16 protein-coding genes are annotated in these 12569 nt (G+C 62.3%); 6 read left to right on the forward strand and 10 right to left on the reverse strand.

The genetic code is table 11. The features are described 5' to 3' along the window. Window positions 1–142 precede the first annotated feature (142 nt). Complete coding sequence (locus tag AC09SL_RS20115; RefSeq protein ID WP_047228399.1) at window positions 143–607, reverse strand: outer membrane lipoprotein; 465 nt, start codon at window positions 605–607, stop codon at window positions 143–145. A 170-nt stretch (window positions 608–777) separates the two neighbouring features. Here AC09SL_RS20115 and AC09SL_RS20120 point away from each other — a divergent pair, with 170 nt between their 5' ends. Beyond that, entirely contained in the window at window positions 778–1062 is a 285-nt protein-coding gene (locus tag AC09SL_RS20120) for a hypothetical protein (RefSeq protein ID WP_058544238.1), read from the forward strand. On the opposite strand, the gene pdxH is transcribed toward AC09SL_RS20120, so the two are convergent. The 4 genes from pdxH to dinG form a co-directional block, all read right to left on the reverse strand. Further along, on the reverse strand, window positions 1010–1657 hold the full coding sequence (gene pdxH / locus AC09SL_RS20125) for a pyridoxamine 5'-phosphate oxidase (RefSeq protein WP_058544239.1): 648 nt from the start codon (window positions 1655–1657) through the stop codon (window positions 1010–1012). The genes AC09SL_RS20120 and pdxH overlap by 53 nt on opposite strands. 24 nt (window positions 1658–1681) lie before the next feature. Further along, window positions 1682–2794, reverse strand: coding sequence for an OmpA family protein (locus AC09SL_RS20130; protein WP_058544240.1), 1113 nt, complete (start codon window positions 2792–2794; stop codon window positions 1682–1684). Window positions 2795–2912: 118 nt separating this feature from the next. Then, complete coding sequence (locus tag AC09SL_RS20135; protein ID WP_058544241.1) at window positions 2913–4058, reverse strand: serine hydrolase domain-containing protein; 1146 nt, start codon at window positions 4056–4058, stop codon at window positions 2913–2915. Between the two features lie 274 nt (window positions 4059–4332). Next, window positions 4333–6477: an ATP-dependent DNA helicase DinG gene (gene dinG, locus AC09SL_RS20140; RefSeq protein WP_064107045.1), complete on the reverse strand. Its 2145-nt coding sequence runs from the start codon at window positions 6475–6477 to the stop codon at window positions 4333–4335. 99 nt (window positions 6478–6576) lie between these two features. On the opposite strand from dinG, the gene AC09SL_RS20145 reads away from it, so the two are divergent. Continuing rightward, a complete protein-coding gene (locus AC09SL_RS20145; RefSeq protein ID WP_003198438.1) occupies window positions 6577–7041 on the forward strand; it encodes a CopD family protein in 465 nt (154 codons plus the stop codon). Window positions 7042–7103: 62 nt separating this feature from the next. On the opposite strand, the gene AC09SL_RS20150 is transcribed toward AC09SL_RS20145, so the two are convergent. From AC09SL_RS20150 to AC09SL_RS20165, 4 genes are all read right to left on the reverse strand, one after another. Beyond that, entirely contained in the window at window positions 7104–7862 is a 759-nt protein-coding gene (locus tag AC09SL_RS20150; RefSeq protein WP_058542241.1) for a hypothetical protein, read from the reverse strand. Continuing rightward, on the reverse strand, window positions 7855–8127 hold the full coding sequence (locus AC09SL_RS20155; protein ID WP_058542240.1) for a DUF1145 domain-containing protein: 273 nt from the start codon (window positions 8125–8127) through the stop codon (window positions 7855–7857). The genes AC09SL_RS20150 and AC09SL_RS20155 overlap by 8 nt, the downstream gene beginning before the upstream one ends. A 144-nt stretch (window positions 8128–8271) precedes the next feature. Then, window positions 8272–8997 carry a PA1041 family peptidoglycan-binding anchor lipoprotein gene (locus AC09SL_RS20160; protein ID WP_058542239.1) on the reverse strand — a complete coding sequence of 242 codons (726 nt, stop codon included), beginning with the start codon at window positions 8995–8997 and terminating at the stop codon, window positions 8272–8274. Window positions 8998–9087: 90 nt separating this feature from the next. Continuing rightward, window positions 9088–9783 (reverse strand): PA1041 family peptidoglycan-binding anchor lipoprotein, encoded by a 696-nt coding sequence (locus AC09SL_RS20165; RefSeq protein ID WP_058542238.1) that lies wholly within the window; start codon window positions 9781–9783, stop codon window positions 9088–9090. Between the two features lie 191 nt (window positions 9784–9974). Here AC09SL_RS20165 and AC09SL_RS20170 point away from each other — a divergent pair, with 191 nt between their 5' ends. From AC09SL_RS20170 to AC09SL_RS20185, 4 genes are all read left to right on the forward strand, one after another. After that, entirely contained in the window at window positions 9975–10472 is a 498-nt protein-coding gene (locus AC09SL_RS20170) for a DUF6231 family protein (protein ID WP_058542237.1), read from the forward strand. A gap of 2 nt (window positions 10473–10474) precedes the next feature. Further along, window positions 10475–10963, forward strand: coding sequence for a YchJ family protein (locus AC09SL_RS20175; RefSeq protein WP_058542244.1), 489 nt, complete (start codon window positions 10475–10477; stop codon window positions 10961–10963). A 70-nt stretch (window positions 10964–11033) separates the two neighbouring features. Then, window positions 11034–11519 carry an LEA/WHy family protein gene (locus AC09SL_RS20180; protein WP_058542236.1) on the forward strand — a complete coding sequence of 162 codons (486 nt, stop codon included), beginning with the start codon at window positions 11034–11036 and terminating at the stop codon, window positions 11517–11519. Window positions 11520–11524: 5 nt separating this feature from the next. Continuing rightward, window positions 11525–11728, forward strand: coding sequence for an SEC-C metal-binding domain-containing protein (locus tag AC09SL_RS20185; RefSeq protein WP_034154967.1), 204 nt, complete (start codon window positions 11525–11527; stop codon window positions 11726–11728). Between the two features lie 275 nt (window positions 11729–12003). On the opposite strand, the gene AC09SL_RS20190 is transcribed toward AC09SL_RS20185, so the two are convergent. Then, window positions 12004–12561, reverse strand: a complete 558-nt coding sequence (locus tag AC09SL_RS20190) for a cysteine hydrolase family protein (protein ID WP_058542243.1) — start codon at window positions 12559–12561, stop codon at window positions 12004–12006. Window positions 12562–12569: the final 8 nt, after the last annotated feature.

Here is a 12569-nt window from a genome sequence, read left to right on the forward strand (position 1 = left end):
TTCTTCGGTAACGGCTGCTGGCGGAACCATAAGTAGCCGCTACCGAAGAAACGGATATACACACCACCCCAACCAGCCCCCCCAAAAAAAACGGCGCTTTCCATTCCCGGAATAAGCGCCGTTTTCTCTTACCGACTCAAGCTTAGTGCGATACGCGACTCGTACCATCCACAGTGGAAATACGAACCCGCTCACCCACACGGAACACCTCGTTCTCCTGAACCTGCTGTACATAGGCACGCATGCTACCGTCATCTTCACGAACGGTGATTTCCACGCCTTGGGTACGGGTCAGACCTTCTTCAGTAGCGGAACCGATCAGGCCACCGGCCACCGCGCCGATCACAGCGGCGACGATGCTGCCACGGCCACCACCGATAGCGCTGCCGCCGACACCACCGACCACCGCACCGGCCGCACCGCCGATCGGGGTCTTGGTGCCTTCGATCTTGACCGGACGCAGAGCTTCGATGGTCCCCATGCGAATCGTCTGCACGCGACGCGCTTCGTCACGGGAGTAGGAGTCACCGGTCAGGCTCGACTGACAACCAGTGAGCAACATCGCCATCGTGGAAAAGGAAGCAACCAGCAAAACAGACTTACGCATAGCATCAACTCCAAAAGACAGGGATTCATTAAACTCCGCAGCTTGACGCCTGTCACGGCCTCGCCGGGATAAAATTGTTTTCATTCAGGTGGGATACAGGCGCACCCGAAAAATTCACCAAACAGTAGCGCCAATTTCCGAAACCTGCGTCATCAACCCGGGATTTTTTCATGGATTATTTCATCATCGTCGCGGTCACCGTGGCCGGTTTGTACTTCCACTGGTGGCTGTACGTACGGATCAAACGCTGGATGGACCGCGACTTGGCGCTGTCCCTGGCGGGGCAGGATGAGCAGAAAAAGATCTACATGCTGCAACAATTGGCCCGCGCCCGGGAGCAAGGGGTCAAGCGCCGGGACTTGCCGCAGTGGCTTAAAACCGCTGCGGCAGGTTACCCCGACGCTAAGGCGCCAGGCGCTCGCGCAGCCAGTTCGCCCCTTGCAGGCGGTAGTTGAGGCGATCGTGAAGGCGGCTCGGACGGCCCTGCCAGAACTCGATGCGCTCGGGCAGCAAACGATAACCGCCCCAATGCTCGGGGCAATGCGGTTGGCTATCGCTGAAGCGTTGTTCGGTGGCCTTGAGCAAGTCGTCCAGCTCAGCGCGCCCTGAAATCACTCGGCTCTGGGGTGAAGCCCAGGCGCCGAGGCGGCTGCCTAGCGGGCGAACCTGATAATAGTCGTCCGACTCCTGCGCGGAGACCTTCACCACTTTGCCCTCGATGCGCACCTGGCGCTCCAGAGCCGGCCAGAAAAACGTCATGGCCGCGAATGGATTCGCGGCCAGTTGCTGGCCCTTGGCGCTGTCGTAGTTGGTGAAGAACGTGAAACCCAGGGCATCCAGGCCCTTGAGCAGCAGGATCCGGCAGTGCGGGCGCCCTAGCGCATCCACCGTCGCCAGGGTCATGGCGTTGGCCTCCACTGGAGCCTGTTCGGTTTTCACTGCGTCGGCGAACCATTGGTGGAACAGTGCAAACGGCTCGGCCGGGGCTTGTGCCTCGGTCAAGCCATCGCGGGTGTAGTCGCGGCGCATATCAGCCAGCGGTTGGGTCATGGCGCGTTCCTTGTGGTTAGCCCATCACTGCTTGGGGGTATTGGCGGCCGCAACTTTCTTGGTATCGGTGGCGGCTTTGGCCGGTTTGGTTTTCTTCGCCGGGGTAGTGGCCTTGGCTGGGGCTTTCTTGGCAGACGCCTTGGCTGTGGCCTTTTTAGCCGGTGCTTTTTTGGTGGTCGGGGTCACGGCTTTTTTCGCCGCAGGCGCTGGGGCCGGGGCCACGGGCTTCACGTCCTGGGCCGCCACCAGCGTCACTGGCGCGGGGGCCGGCATGTTGTATTTGCTCAGCAGCGCAACCATGGTGTTGGCCGGCGTGACCAGCAGTTCCACGCGACGGTTCAGGGCACGCCCTTGCACACTGTCGTTGGCCGCACGTGGCGCCACTGCGCCCATGCCGCGCAGCATCAGGCGATCACGTTGCAGGCCGCTGAGGCGGAAAATCGCCGCCACGGACTGGGCACGCTCCTGGCTGAGCTTCAGGTTCGCTGGTGCGGCGCCCGAGGTGTCGGCGTGGCCGAGGATCAACACGGCGCTCTTCGGGTCGGCTTCAAGGATCTTCGCCACGCGAGTGAACGGCCCAAGGGTCACGGGCAGCAGCATGGCTGGACGGTCCGGGTTGAAGGAGCCGTCCACGGGCGCGGTGACCACCAGCACGTTGTCGCGGCGCTCGAGTTCGAGCTTGCTGTCCTTGATGGCTATGCGCAGCTTCGGCTCGTAGTCGTCGAGCCAGGCCTGGGTGATTTTCGGATCGGGCATCGGCACTGCCTTGGCGGTTTCCTGATCCTTGCCGCCGAACGGCCACCACCACTTGCCGTTGCTTTCGGCTTCGGCCTTGGCAACGGCCGGCGCCTTGGCTTCTGGCTTGCCTTGGGGCTTGACGTCATCTTTCTTCGCAACGTCGGCAGCATCATCGGAAGCGAATGGCCACCACCAGTGGGTGGCGCTCTCGGCCTTGGCTTGCGGTACGACGGCGGCCGGTTTCAGAGGCGCCGCTGGCGCCGTTTCCTTGGCCACCACCTTGTCGGAAGAGCCGAACGACCACCAGTGACCGCCGCCCTCGGCATCATTTTGTGGGGTTTGTGCGCAACCGGTGATAGCGAAGCACAGCGCCAGAGCGAGGGTTTTATTCGATGACATTGGATATCCACAAAATGATGAAAATTGAAAATAAAAGGCCATGTTTTGGCCGCATAAACAGTCGCTTGGAAACTGAAAAGGCCACGAGGTTCCGGTGCCCGCCGCCTTCAATGGCGCTTTATAGACAAGTGGCAAGTACCCTCGCAAGGTTCTGCGCGCGAGGGTCCATCAATACGTAAGGCCCGAGCGTGTTGGTCACGAAGCCAAAAGCCACATCATGTTCCGGGTCGGCAAACCCCATGGAGCCCCCGGCCCCCGGATGACCGAACGCCCGCGGGCCGAGGCCGTAGGTCGCATTCGGCACATCCGGCTGGTCGAGCATGCAACCCAGGCCGAAACGCGTCTGGGTCAATAAAGTCTTGTCCTCGCCAAAGCTGTGCTGGCGAGTCAGTTCGTCGAGCATTTCACCTTCCAGCAGGCTGCCGTCCAGCAGCCCCGCATAAAACCCGGCCAGGCTGCGGGCGTTGCCGTGGCCGTTGGCCGCCGGTTGCTGCATGCGTCGCCACTCCGGTTTGTTGGTGCTGGTCATGATCGACGGAGGATTGGTGAAGGCCCGGGTGGTCATGGCCGTAGGCTCGCGCATTGTCACCTGCAGCAGGCGTTGGGCCGCGGCATCGCCAACGTTGCCTTTGCCACGGGCGATGTGGGCCACGCGATGAAACTCGTCATCGGCCAGGCCAACGTGAAAATCCAGGCCCAACGGCTTGGCGACACGGGCCACGATGGACTCACCCGGGCCACGCCCATCGGCCCTGCGCAGCAGCTCGCCGATCAGCCAGCCGTAGGTGATCGCGGCATAACCGTGGCCCTCGCCCGGCGTCCACCACGGTGTTTCGGTGGCCAGGGCATCGACCATGGTTTGCCAGTCATAAAGCGCTTCGGGCGGCAGCAGTTCACGTAGCGCCGGCAGCCCGGCCTGATGGCAGAGCAACTGGCGCAGGGTGATGGATTGCTTGCCGGCTGCGGCAAACTCGGGCCAATAGCGGGCTACCGGGGCATCCAGCTGCAACTTGCCTTCGGCCACCAGTTGCAGGGCGGTGACGGCGGTGAAGGTCTTGGTGCAGGAAAACAGGTTGGCGATGGTGTCGCTGTGCCAGGCGTCATGGCCATCCTTGTCGGCGGTACCGGCCCACAGATCGATCACCGTGCGCCCACCCACCTGGATGCACAACGCCGCGCCGCGCTCCTGGGGATCATCGAACATCGCCGCGAACGCTTCACGCACCGCCTCGAACTGAAGTTCATAATGGCCTTGAATCTGCACCCGTAACTCCCTTGAAACAAACACTTTTAAGGTGGCTGGCATTGTTTCAGTCATTCAGGCTTTTGGGAACCGCCATGGGACGGCTGGTTAGCCTGAAACCAACCCCTGTGGCGGCTGGGTTACGTAGGAGCTGTCGAGCGAAGCGAGGCTGCGATCTTTCCACAGCCCATTGAGTCGAGAGTGAAAGATCAGGATCAAAAGATCGCAGGCTTCGCCAGCTCCTACAGAGCCCAGCAGGAGCAAGCGCCCTCGCCACAGCAAGTCATTGCACGTATCAGGAAATCTCGCGTCGAAACGGCGGCAGCGCATTAAGGATCGCCTTGCCATAGCGCTGGGTTACCAGCCTGCGGTCGAGCAAGGTGATGGTGCCGCGGTCTTCTTCGGTGCGCAGCAAGCGACCACACGCCTGGACCAGCTTCAGCGATGCGTCCGGTACGGAGATTTCCATGAACGGGTTGCCGCCACGGGCCTCGATCCACTCGGCCAGCGCAGCCTCCACCGGGTCATCGGGGACCGAGAACGGAATCTTGGCAATCACCACGTGCTCGCAATAGGCACCCGGCAAGTCCACGCCTTCGGCAAAACTCGCCAAGCCGAACAGCACGCTGGAGTCGCCGCCGTCGACCCGCGCCTTGTGCTTGTTCAGGGTCTCCTGTTTAGACAGGTTGCCCTGGATGAACACCTGCTTGCGCCAGTCACGGTCAAGGCCATCGAACACGTCCTGCATCTGTTTGCGCGAGGAAAACAGCACCAGGGTGCCCCGTGAGCCTTCCACCAGTTCCGGCAGGTCGCGGATGATCGCTGCGGTATGGCCGGCGGCATCCCGTGGGTCGGCCTTGAGGTCCGGCACTCGCAGCACACCGGCGTCGGCGTGATGGAAGGGGCTCGGGACCACGGCGGTCACGGCTTTTTTCGGCAGGCCGGCACGCATGCGGAAGCGGTCAAACGTGCCCAGGGCGGTCAGCGTGGCGGAGGTTACCAGTGCGCCGTAGGCCACGTTCCACAGGTTGCGGCGCAGCATTTCCGCCGCCAGGATCGGGCTGGCATTGACCTCGATATCAAACAGCGAACCGCTTTCGGCCAGGGTCAGCCACCGCGCCATTGGCGGGTTGTCTTGCGGGTCTTCGGCGGTGAAGGCCGTCCACAGCTCCCAGTTGCCCTGGGAGCGGGACAACAGGCTGCCGAACAGCGGGTACCATTCCTCGGCCTGGTTGCTGGCGATACCGATATTGACCTCGCCATCCATGCCTTCCTTGAGCAGGTCGGTCAGGCGCGTGAACAGGTCGGTCAGGCGTGCGAAACCTTTCTTGAGCTCAATGCCCATTTCGCGCATGTGCTCGGGGATCACCCCGCCGACAAACCGGTGGCGTGGCCGCTCGCGGCCCTCGACGTCTTCGCCGGGCTTGAAGTCGGCCACTTGCTCGCACGCGGTGAACATGAACTGCTGGTTCGTCTTGATTTCCCGCGCCAGCTCCGGCACTTGCTCGATGAGCTTGCCCAGGTCACCCGGCAACGGATGCTGGGCCAACAGTTTGGTGAGGTTCTTGGCGGTGGTTTCCAGCCAGTCGGCGGTGGAACGCAGCCGGGTGTAATGGGCGAAATGGCCGATGGCCTTATCCGGTAGGTGGTGGCCTTCGTCGAACACGTAGATCGTGTCGCGCGGGTCCGGCAACACCGCACCACCGCCCAGGGCCAGGTCGGCCAGCACCATGTCGTGGTTGGTGACGATGACGTCGACCTTGCCCATGCCCTCGCGGGCCTTGTAGAAGGCGCACTGGCCGAAGTTCGGGCAATGGCGGTTGGTGCACTGGCTATGGTCGGTCGTCAGGCGGGACCAGTCGGCGTCTTCCAGGGCCGTGGACCAGCTGTCGCGGTCACCGTCCCATTTATTGCCGGCCAGCTTCTCGATCATGCTGGTAAACAGCTTCTGGCTGGCCTCATCGACCTCGATCTTGAAGCCTTCTTCTTCGAACAACTGGGCCGTGGCGGTCTGCGCGTGGCCTTCCTGGAGCAACATGTCGAGCTTGGACAGGCACATGTAGCGCCCGCGCCCCTTGGCCAGGGCGAACGTGAAGTTCAGCCCGCTGTTGCGCATCAGGTCGGGCAGGTCCTTGTAGACGATCTGCTCCTGCAGGGCGACGGTGGCCGTGGCGATCACCAGGCGTTTGCCCGCGGCCTTGGCAGTGGGAATCGCCGCCAGGCTGTAGGCCACGGTCTTGCCGGTACCCGTGCCCGCCTCCACCGCCACGACGGCAGGCTCGCCGCTGCGCCGGCCTTCGTCGTCGGTGTCGATGTCACCCAGGACTTTTGCCACTTCGGCAATCATCAGGCGCTGGCCATATCGCGGCTTGAGGCTCTTGGCTTCGAGAAAACGCGAATAGGCGCCCTGGATCGTGGTTTTGAGTTCGGTGCTGATCATGAATGGTCGGGCGCTAAAAACGCTGGATAAATTTTCAGTGGTTCGGATCGGCGGCTATCATACCCCGCTAATGAATCCTGCGCAGAACGGAGTAACCCAATGACACCCTTTGCCCTCGTCTACACCCTGCATTTACTGGCGGCCCTGGTCTGGGTCGGCGGCATGTTCTTCGCCTGGATGATCCTGCGTCCCGCCGCAATGACGGCGCTTGAGGGCCCTGCCCGGCTCAAGTTGTGGGTAGAAGTGTTTCAGCGTTTTTTCGTCTGGGTCTGGGTGGCGGTGGTGCTTTTACCGATCAGCGGTGTAGGCCTGATCCATGTGCGCTTCGCCGGTTTCGAAACCGCGCCACGGTATGTGCAGGTCATGATGGGGTTGTATGTGGTGATGACAGCGCTGTTTATCCGCATCCAGGGCCTGCAACTGCCGGCATTGCGTAGCGCCGTGACGGCACAGGACTGGCCAGCGGGTGCGGCGGTGCTGGGGAAGATTCGCAGGCTGGTTGGGATCAACCTGTTGATCGGGTTGCTGGTGGTGGCGATTGGCGCGGCGCGACCGATGTTCTGAAAATCACATAAAACCCTGTGGGAGCGAGCTTGCTCGCGCCCCCACTAGGGGTCGTCATACGCTTAGAACCGCTGCACCGTCACCGTGCCCGCCGCTCCGGCAGGCCCTGGCTGGCCATCGGCGCCAGGACGGCCGCTTTTGCCGCCATCAGCGGTATAGATCAGACAGCCCTTGGCCTTGCCTCCCGCCCCGGGTTTGCCACCGCGCCCGGCCGCGCCACCCGCACCGCCGTCCACCGTCACCTTGATCTGCTCGGCAGGATAGGCGCGGGGCAGCTCAAGGCGTACCCGCGCACCGGCCGCACCCGGCTGGCCATCACTGCCATTGCTGCCGTCGGCCCCGCGACCGGCCGAACCCCAGGTGCAACCCGGCGCCCGGCCATTGGCACCGTCAAGACCGACGTAACCTGGGGCACCCGTGCCGCCACGGGCGTCCACCGACAACAACGGTGCGTTCAAGACCTTGAACTGCAGGTTGAGATCGCGCCCCGGCCGCGCCACCCTGGCGTAAGTACCCCGCGCGCCGCGTGAAGTGATCTGGCTGCCCTCGGCCAGCTCGGCCTGGGCCACTTTCATTTCCAATACCTGCTGCGCCGGCACGATGGCGATCCGCGCCTCACGTCCCAGGTGCAATTGGTCGATGGTCAGTTCAGTGACATTGGACGGCACCAGCAGTGTGCCGTAGTCGGCCACGTCCAGCCGTTCCAGGGTCAGGGTGCTGGTGGTGTTGGGCAGGCGCATCAACGAATGGCTTTCGACCTGGACCACCTGGGCCGAGGCCCATGGACATACGAGTGCGGCGAGCAGACACAATTTACGCATGGGAAGCCTCTGGCGCGGTCGGGAGGGTTTGCAAGTGGAAGATACCGAACAGCAGCACTCTGAGGCGATCGCGACCAGGCGCGGGGCGGCCACGGAAACTGGCCCTGAACAGCAGCAGTTCCAGCAGATGGAGCGCCAGCAAAAAAACGCCGGCGAAATTGACCAGTAGATGCAGCGGATGGACGAACGGTACGACCAGATTGACCAGCACCACCAGCCAGAACAGCAGGGTCAGCAAGCGCCCCAGCCCCCAAAACACCTTCATACGGCCCCCTGATCGAGCATTATTCTTTGCGCGCACAGTAACGGCTTGCGCGCAGGATAAGCCAGAGGGCCAGGCAAATTTAATCTAACCGAGCCCCGGCCCCCGGATCGCCCTCCCGACGACCCGGTAGCCCTGGCCCGGGCCTCAACGCTGGATATGCAGCTCAACCCGACGGTTCTGCGCCCGCCCTTCGTCGGTCTCGTTGTCGGCCACCGGTTCGCTTTCGCCCTTGCCTTCGCTGGTGAGTTTGTCGGGGGCCAGCCCCTGGGTCAGCAAATACTCCACGACGCTGCTGGCCCGACGTTCGGACAGTCCCTGGTTATAGGCGTCACTGCCGACACTGTCGGTGTGGCCCACTACCCGGATGCTGGCGACATTGGCATGGCTGAGCTTGCCCATCAGCCCGTCGAGCTGGCTTCGAGCTTCGGCGGTGAGGTCGGATTTGTCGAAATCGAACAGTACCTTGCCGGCGTCGTTGAGGGTGATGACCTCGCTCGCCGGTGCTTCAGGCTCCACGGGTGGGGCGCTGGCCGGGTATTGCGGCACCGGGCAGCCGTGATGCTCGACAGGGGTATTGGCCGGCGTATCGGGACAACGGTCGCGGCGGTCGAACACACCGTCGTCGTCTTCATCGCCATCCTGGGCGTAACAGATCAAACCACCGCCCAGTAGCCCCAGCGCGGCGCCACCGGCGGCCCAGCCACTGCTTTCAATGGCCCCCAACCCGCCGCCGACCAGACCGCCGATCAGGCTACAGATTGGCCAGGTGCGTTGATTGAGAGGTGCGCTACCGTCGCTGTGAGTGGCGCAACCGGACAACAGACTGCTGGCCAGCAGTACCGGTAAGGCAACCCTGATTAGAACGTTCATGGTGAAGGCTCCTGTGTCACCGGCCCATACCGGTCACACAGGAGTAAAGACCCGCATCCGCAACTCTACAAGCCGCGGATGGCAAGGGTTTCAGCGGTTGATCTTGATTTCCGTGCGACGGTTCATCGCGCGGCCGTCGGCGGTCTTGTTATCAGCCACCGGCTGGCTCTCTCCGGCGCCGGACACCGAGACAAAACTGGCACGCGGAACGCCGTTTTCGACCAGGTATTGCACCACCGAATTGGCCCGTTTCTCCGACAACCGCTGGTTATAGGCATCGCTGCCAACACTGTCGGTATGGCCGGTGACCCGCAGTTGTGCGGTGGATGTTTCCTGTTTCAGCCGGGTGGCGATCGTGCTCAGCACATCCTTGTCGCCCGGGGTCAGCGTGGCTTTGTTGAACTCAAAGTGCACATCGCGGATCACGATGGTTTCTTCCTGGACCACCACGGCCTCTTCAACCATTGGCGCTGGGACAGGCGGCGGGCAGCCATCAGCATCGACCTGCACGCCCTTCGGTGTGCCCGGGCACTTGTCGCGGCTGTCCGGCACGCCATCGCCGTCTTCATCGCCGTCGCCGTGCACCCAGCAATAAGCCGCCGCCATGGTGCCGACGAACAGCGCTCCGCCGCCGGCCCAGGAAGTACTTTCAGTGGCGCCCAAGCCTGCACCGATCACACCGCCGACGGCGGCACAGGTCGGCCAGTCGGTTTTCTGCAAACCTGCGCAACCAGTCAACACACTGGTTAGCAGAACCAGGGGTAACGCTGTCCGAACTATGCTCATCGGGTTTCTCCTAGGGGGATCGGCCTAGCGCCGATTCAGGTGAGTAAAGACCCGTCTTCGAATCTGCGCCAGCCTGAGCAATCGCGGGTTTTCGCCCCGTGTTTGCGACGTTTGCGCACATTCAGGGACAAACCGCTCTAGGCCATGCTGTCCAGGCAGGCTATCGTGATGGTTCTGACTGAGGAACTTCGATGACCGTTGCCATTTCTTCGCGCACACCCCAGCAAGCCCTGGCCGCCGTGCTTGATCGCTATACCCCGCAAAAACTGCTATTGATCGGTGCCAGCGGCTTTCCCGCGCTCGAAGCATTCCAGCAGGCCCATCCCGACACCGAAGTGGTCCATGCCGGCCCCGGCGCGCTGCCGGCGGACGTGGCGGCGCGGCGTTTTGACCTGGCCCTGGCACTCGATTGCCTGGAGCATTTGCCCAAGCGCGAGGGTCTGAACCTGTTGGGTGGCATCCGCAATCTCAATGCCAGCCGCATCGCCGTGCTGGCAGACCTCAACGCCTGCGGCTGGCAAGAGACGGACTTTTTTTCCCTGGCCCTGCAAGCCAGCGAGCGATTCCAGCGCGAAGATCAGGTGCTGACCCTGTTCACCTACGATCTGCTTGAATACAAACAAGTCCCCGACTGGCTCAACTCGCGCTTTTGGGCCAACCCGGAAAATTTTGGAAAATATTGGTGGTAACCGTGAACACAAGCTCGCACACACCCATTTGCCCCTGTGGCAGTGGCAACTCACTGGACGCCTGCTGCGGCCACTACCACGATGGTCATCCGGCGCCCTGCGCCGAAGCCTTGATGCGCTCGCGCTACAGCGCCTATGTGCTGGGCCTGGTGGATTATCTGGTCGCCACCACCCTGCCCGCCCAGCAGCCAGGCCTCGATCGCCAGTCGATCAGCGAGTGGAGCGCCAACAGCATCTGGTTGGGGCTGGAAGTGGAAAGCAGCGAAGTGCTCGGTGGTCAACCGGAGCACGCCTTTGTCACGTTCACGGCACGCTGGCACGACGGCCAGGGCGAGCATAGCCACCGTGAACAGTCCTCGTTCGTGCAGAACGACGGGCGCTGGTATTTCATCGACCCGACCGTCCCGGTCAAGGCGGGCCGCAACGACAGCTGTCCGTGCGGCAGCGGGCATAAATTCAAGAAGTGCTGTGCCGGCTACTTCAGTCACTGATTTTCGTAAACGTCCGACGCTCTTCCATCGACCCAGAGGGCTAGACTGGGGGTAAACCAGAGGCTCGGACATGACCCCTACATCACTTTTGCTACGCATCACCTGCCTGCTGCTGTTCGTCGGGCTCGGCGGTTGCGCGTCCTGGCGAAGTGACGATGCGCCTGAACCGCAGGTGCATCTGGTCAAGGTCGAGGTGGTGCGGGCCCGGCTACTGGAACAGAAGTTCATGCTGCACTTTCGCGTCGATAACCCCGGCGACAGCGACCTGACCGTTCGCGGCCTGACCTACCGCATCCATCTGGGCGACCTGTTGCTGACCGAAGGTGAGCATGAACACTGGTTCACCGTTCGCCCCCGGCACAGCGCCTACTTCAAGGTGCCGATCCGCACCAACCTGTGGCCGCAGGTGCGGCACGTGGTGAAGTTGCTGGAGAAACCCCGGGAACAGATCCCCTATCGTCTGGAAGGTGAGCTGGAAACCGGATTATTCATCGCTCACTACGTGCACCTGGAACGCAATGGCGTGATAATCGCCGCCGATTTTATTGCGGAGTAACCCCGATGACCCAACAACCCCACGTCCACGGCCCTGATTGCAACCACGATCACGACCATCATCACGAGCATGACCACGGCCACGTCCACGGCCCGAACTGCGGCCACGCACACCAGGAACCCGTGCGCAACGCCCTGAAGGATGTCGGCCGCAACGACCCTTGCCCGTGCGGCAATGGCAAGAAATTCAAGAAGTGCCACGGGGCTTGAGGGTCCGGGCGAAGATTATCTTCGCCTGTTGAGTCGTCATCGTCGGATCGCCGCACGGAGCAAGCTCGCTCCCACAGTGATGCCATTGACCAATCGATGGTGTGAGACCTGGAAGCTTTTTGTGGCGAGGGGATGACGGTGCTCGGTTGCGCTGTAGGAGCTGTCGAGTGCAACGAGGCTGCGATCTTGTCCCCAGACAATTGAGTCGCAAGCGAAAGATCAAGATCAAGATCAAGAGATCGCAGCCTTCGGCAGCTCCTACAGCTGCTTATGTATCAGCCCGCCTCCAGAATCTGCTTCACAGCGACCACCGTCGCATACTCGCCATGCAAGTTGCCCAGGGACATGGCATGTACGTCGGCCGCCGAACGGGCGTTACCGAAGTAATCGCTCTTGTCGAAGGTGAAGCAGGCATCCTCGACCACCCACGTGTCGAATCCCAGGTTGCCGGCCGTACGGGCCGTAGACTCTACCGAGTTGTGCGTCGCCACGCCGACGATCACCAGTTGCCCGATGCCCGCCCTGCGCAGGTATTCCTCCAGGTGCGTGCCACTGAACGCATCCGGCACCTGTTTTTGCACCAGCCATTCCCCCGCCAGCGGCTCGAACCGTGGCTGGACCTCCACACCCGACTGCCCTGGCCAGAACACTGAGTCCGGCGAGCGGGACAAGTGATGGACGTGAATCACCGGTCGCGCCGTGTGTCGCCATAACGCCAGTAGCTCCAGCATGCACAGCTCTGCCTCAGGGTTGTTACGAGGGCCGAGCCTGGGGTGAAGGATGCCTTTTTGTTGATCGATGAGGATCAGCGCTGCCTGGTTCTGTAGCTCCATGCCGGTTT

Source organism: Pseudomonas sp. PF05 (genome assembly GCF_056521845.1).

Coding starts and splice junctions, on each gene's coding strand:
- AC09SL_RS20115 (WP_047228399.1), bottom strand. CDS start 607: ATGCGTAAGTCTGTTTTGCTGGTTGCTTCCTTTTCCACGATGGCGATG.
- AC09SL_RS20120 (WP_058544238.1), top strand. CDS start 778: ATGGATTATTTCATCATCGTCGCGGTCACCGTGGCCGGTTTGTACTTC.
- pdxH (WP_058544239.1), bottom strand. CDS start 1,657: ATGACCCAACCGCTGGCTGATATGCGCCGCGACTACACCCGCGATGGC.
- AC09SL_RS20130 (WP_058544240.1), bottom strand. CDS start 2,794: ATGTCATCGAATAAAACCCTCGCTCTGGCGCTGTGCTTCGCTATCACC.
- dinG (WP_064107045.1), bottom strand. CDS start 6,477: ATGATCAGCACCGAACTCAAAACCACGATCCAGGGCGCCTATTCGCGT.
- AC09SL_RS20145 (WP_003198438.1), top strand. CDS start 6,577: ATGACACCCTTTGCCCTCGTCTACACCCTGCATTTACTGGCGGCCCTG.
- AC09SL_RS20150 (WP_058542241.1), bottom strand. CDS start 7,862: ATGCGTAAATTGTGTCTGCTCGCCGCACTCGTATGTCCATGGGCCTCG.
- AC09SL_RS20155 (WP_058542240.1), bottom strand. CDS start 8,127: ATGAAGGTGTTTTGGGGGCTGGGGCGCTTGCTGACCCTGCTGTTCTGG.
- AC09SL_RS20160 (WP_058542239.1), bottom strand. CDS start 8,997: ATGAACGTTCTAATCAGGGTTGCCTTACCGGTACTGCTGGCCAGCAGT.
- AC09SL_RS20165 (WP_058542238.1), bottom strand. CDS start 9,783: ATGAGCATAGTTCGGACAGCGTTACCCCTGGTTCTGCTAACCAGTGTG.
- AC09SL_RS20170 (WP_058542237.1), top strand. CDS start 9,975: ATGACCGTTGCCATTTCTTCGCGCACACCCCAGCAAGCCCTGGCCGCC.
- AC09SL_RS20180 (WP_058542236.1), top strand. CDS start 11,034: ATGACCCCTACATCACTTTTGCTACGCATCACCTGCCTGCTGCTGTTC.
- AC09SL_RS20185 (WP_034154967.1), top strand. CDS start 11,525: ATGACCCAACAACCCCACGTCCACGGCCCTGATTGCAACCACGATCAC.
- AC09SL_RS20190 (WP_058542243.1), bottom strand. CDS start 12,561: ATGGAGCTACAGAACCAGGCAGCGCTGATCCTCATCGATCAACAAAAA.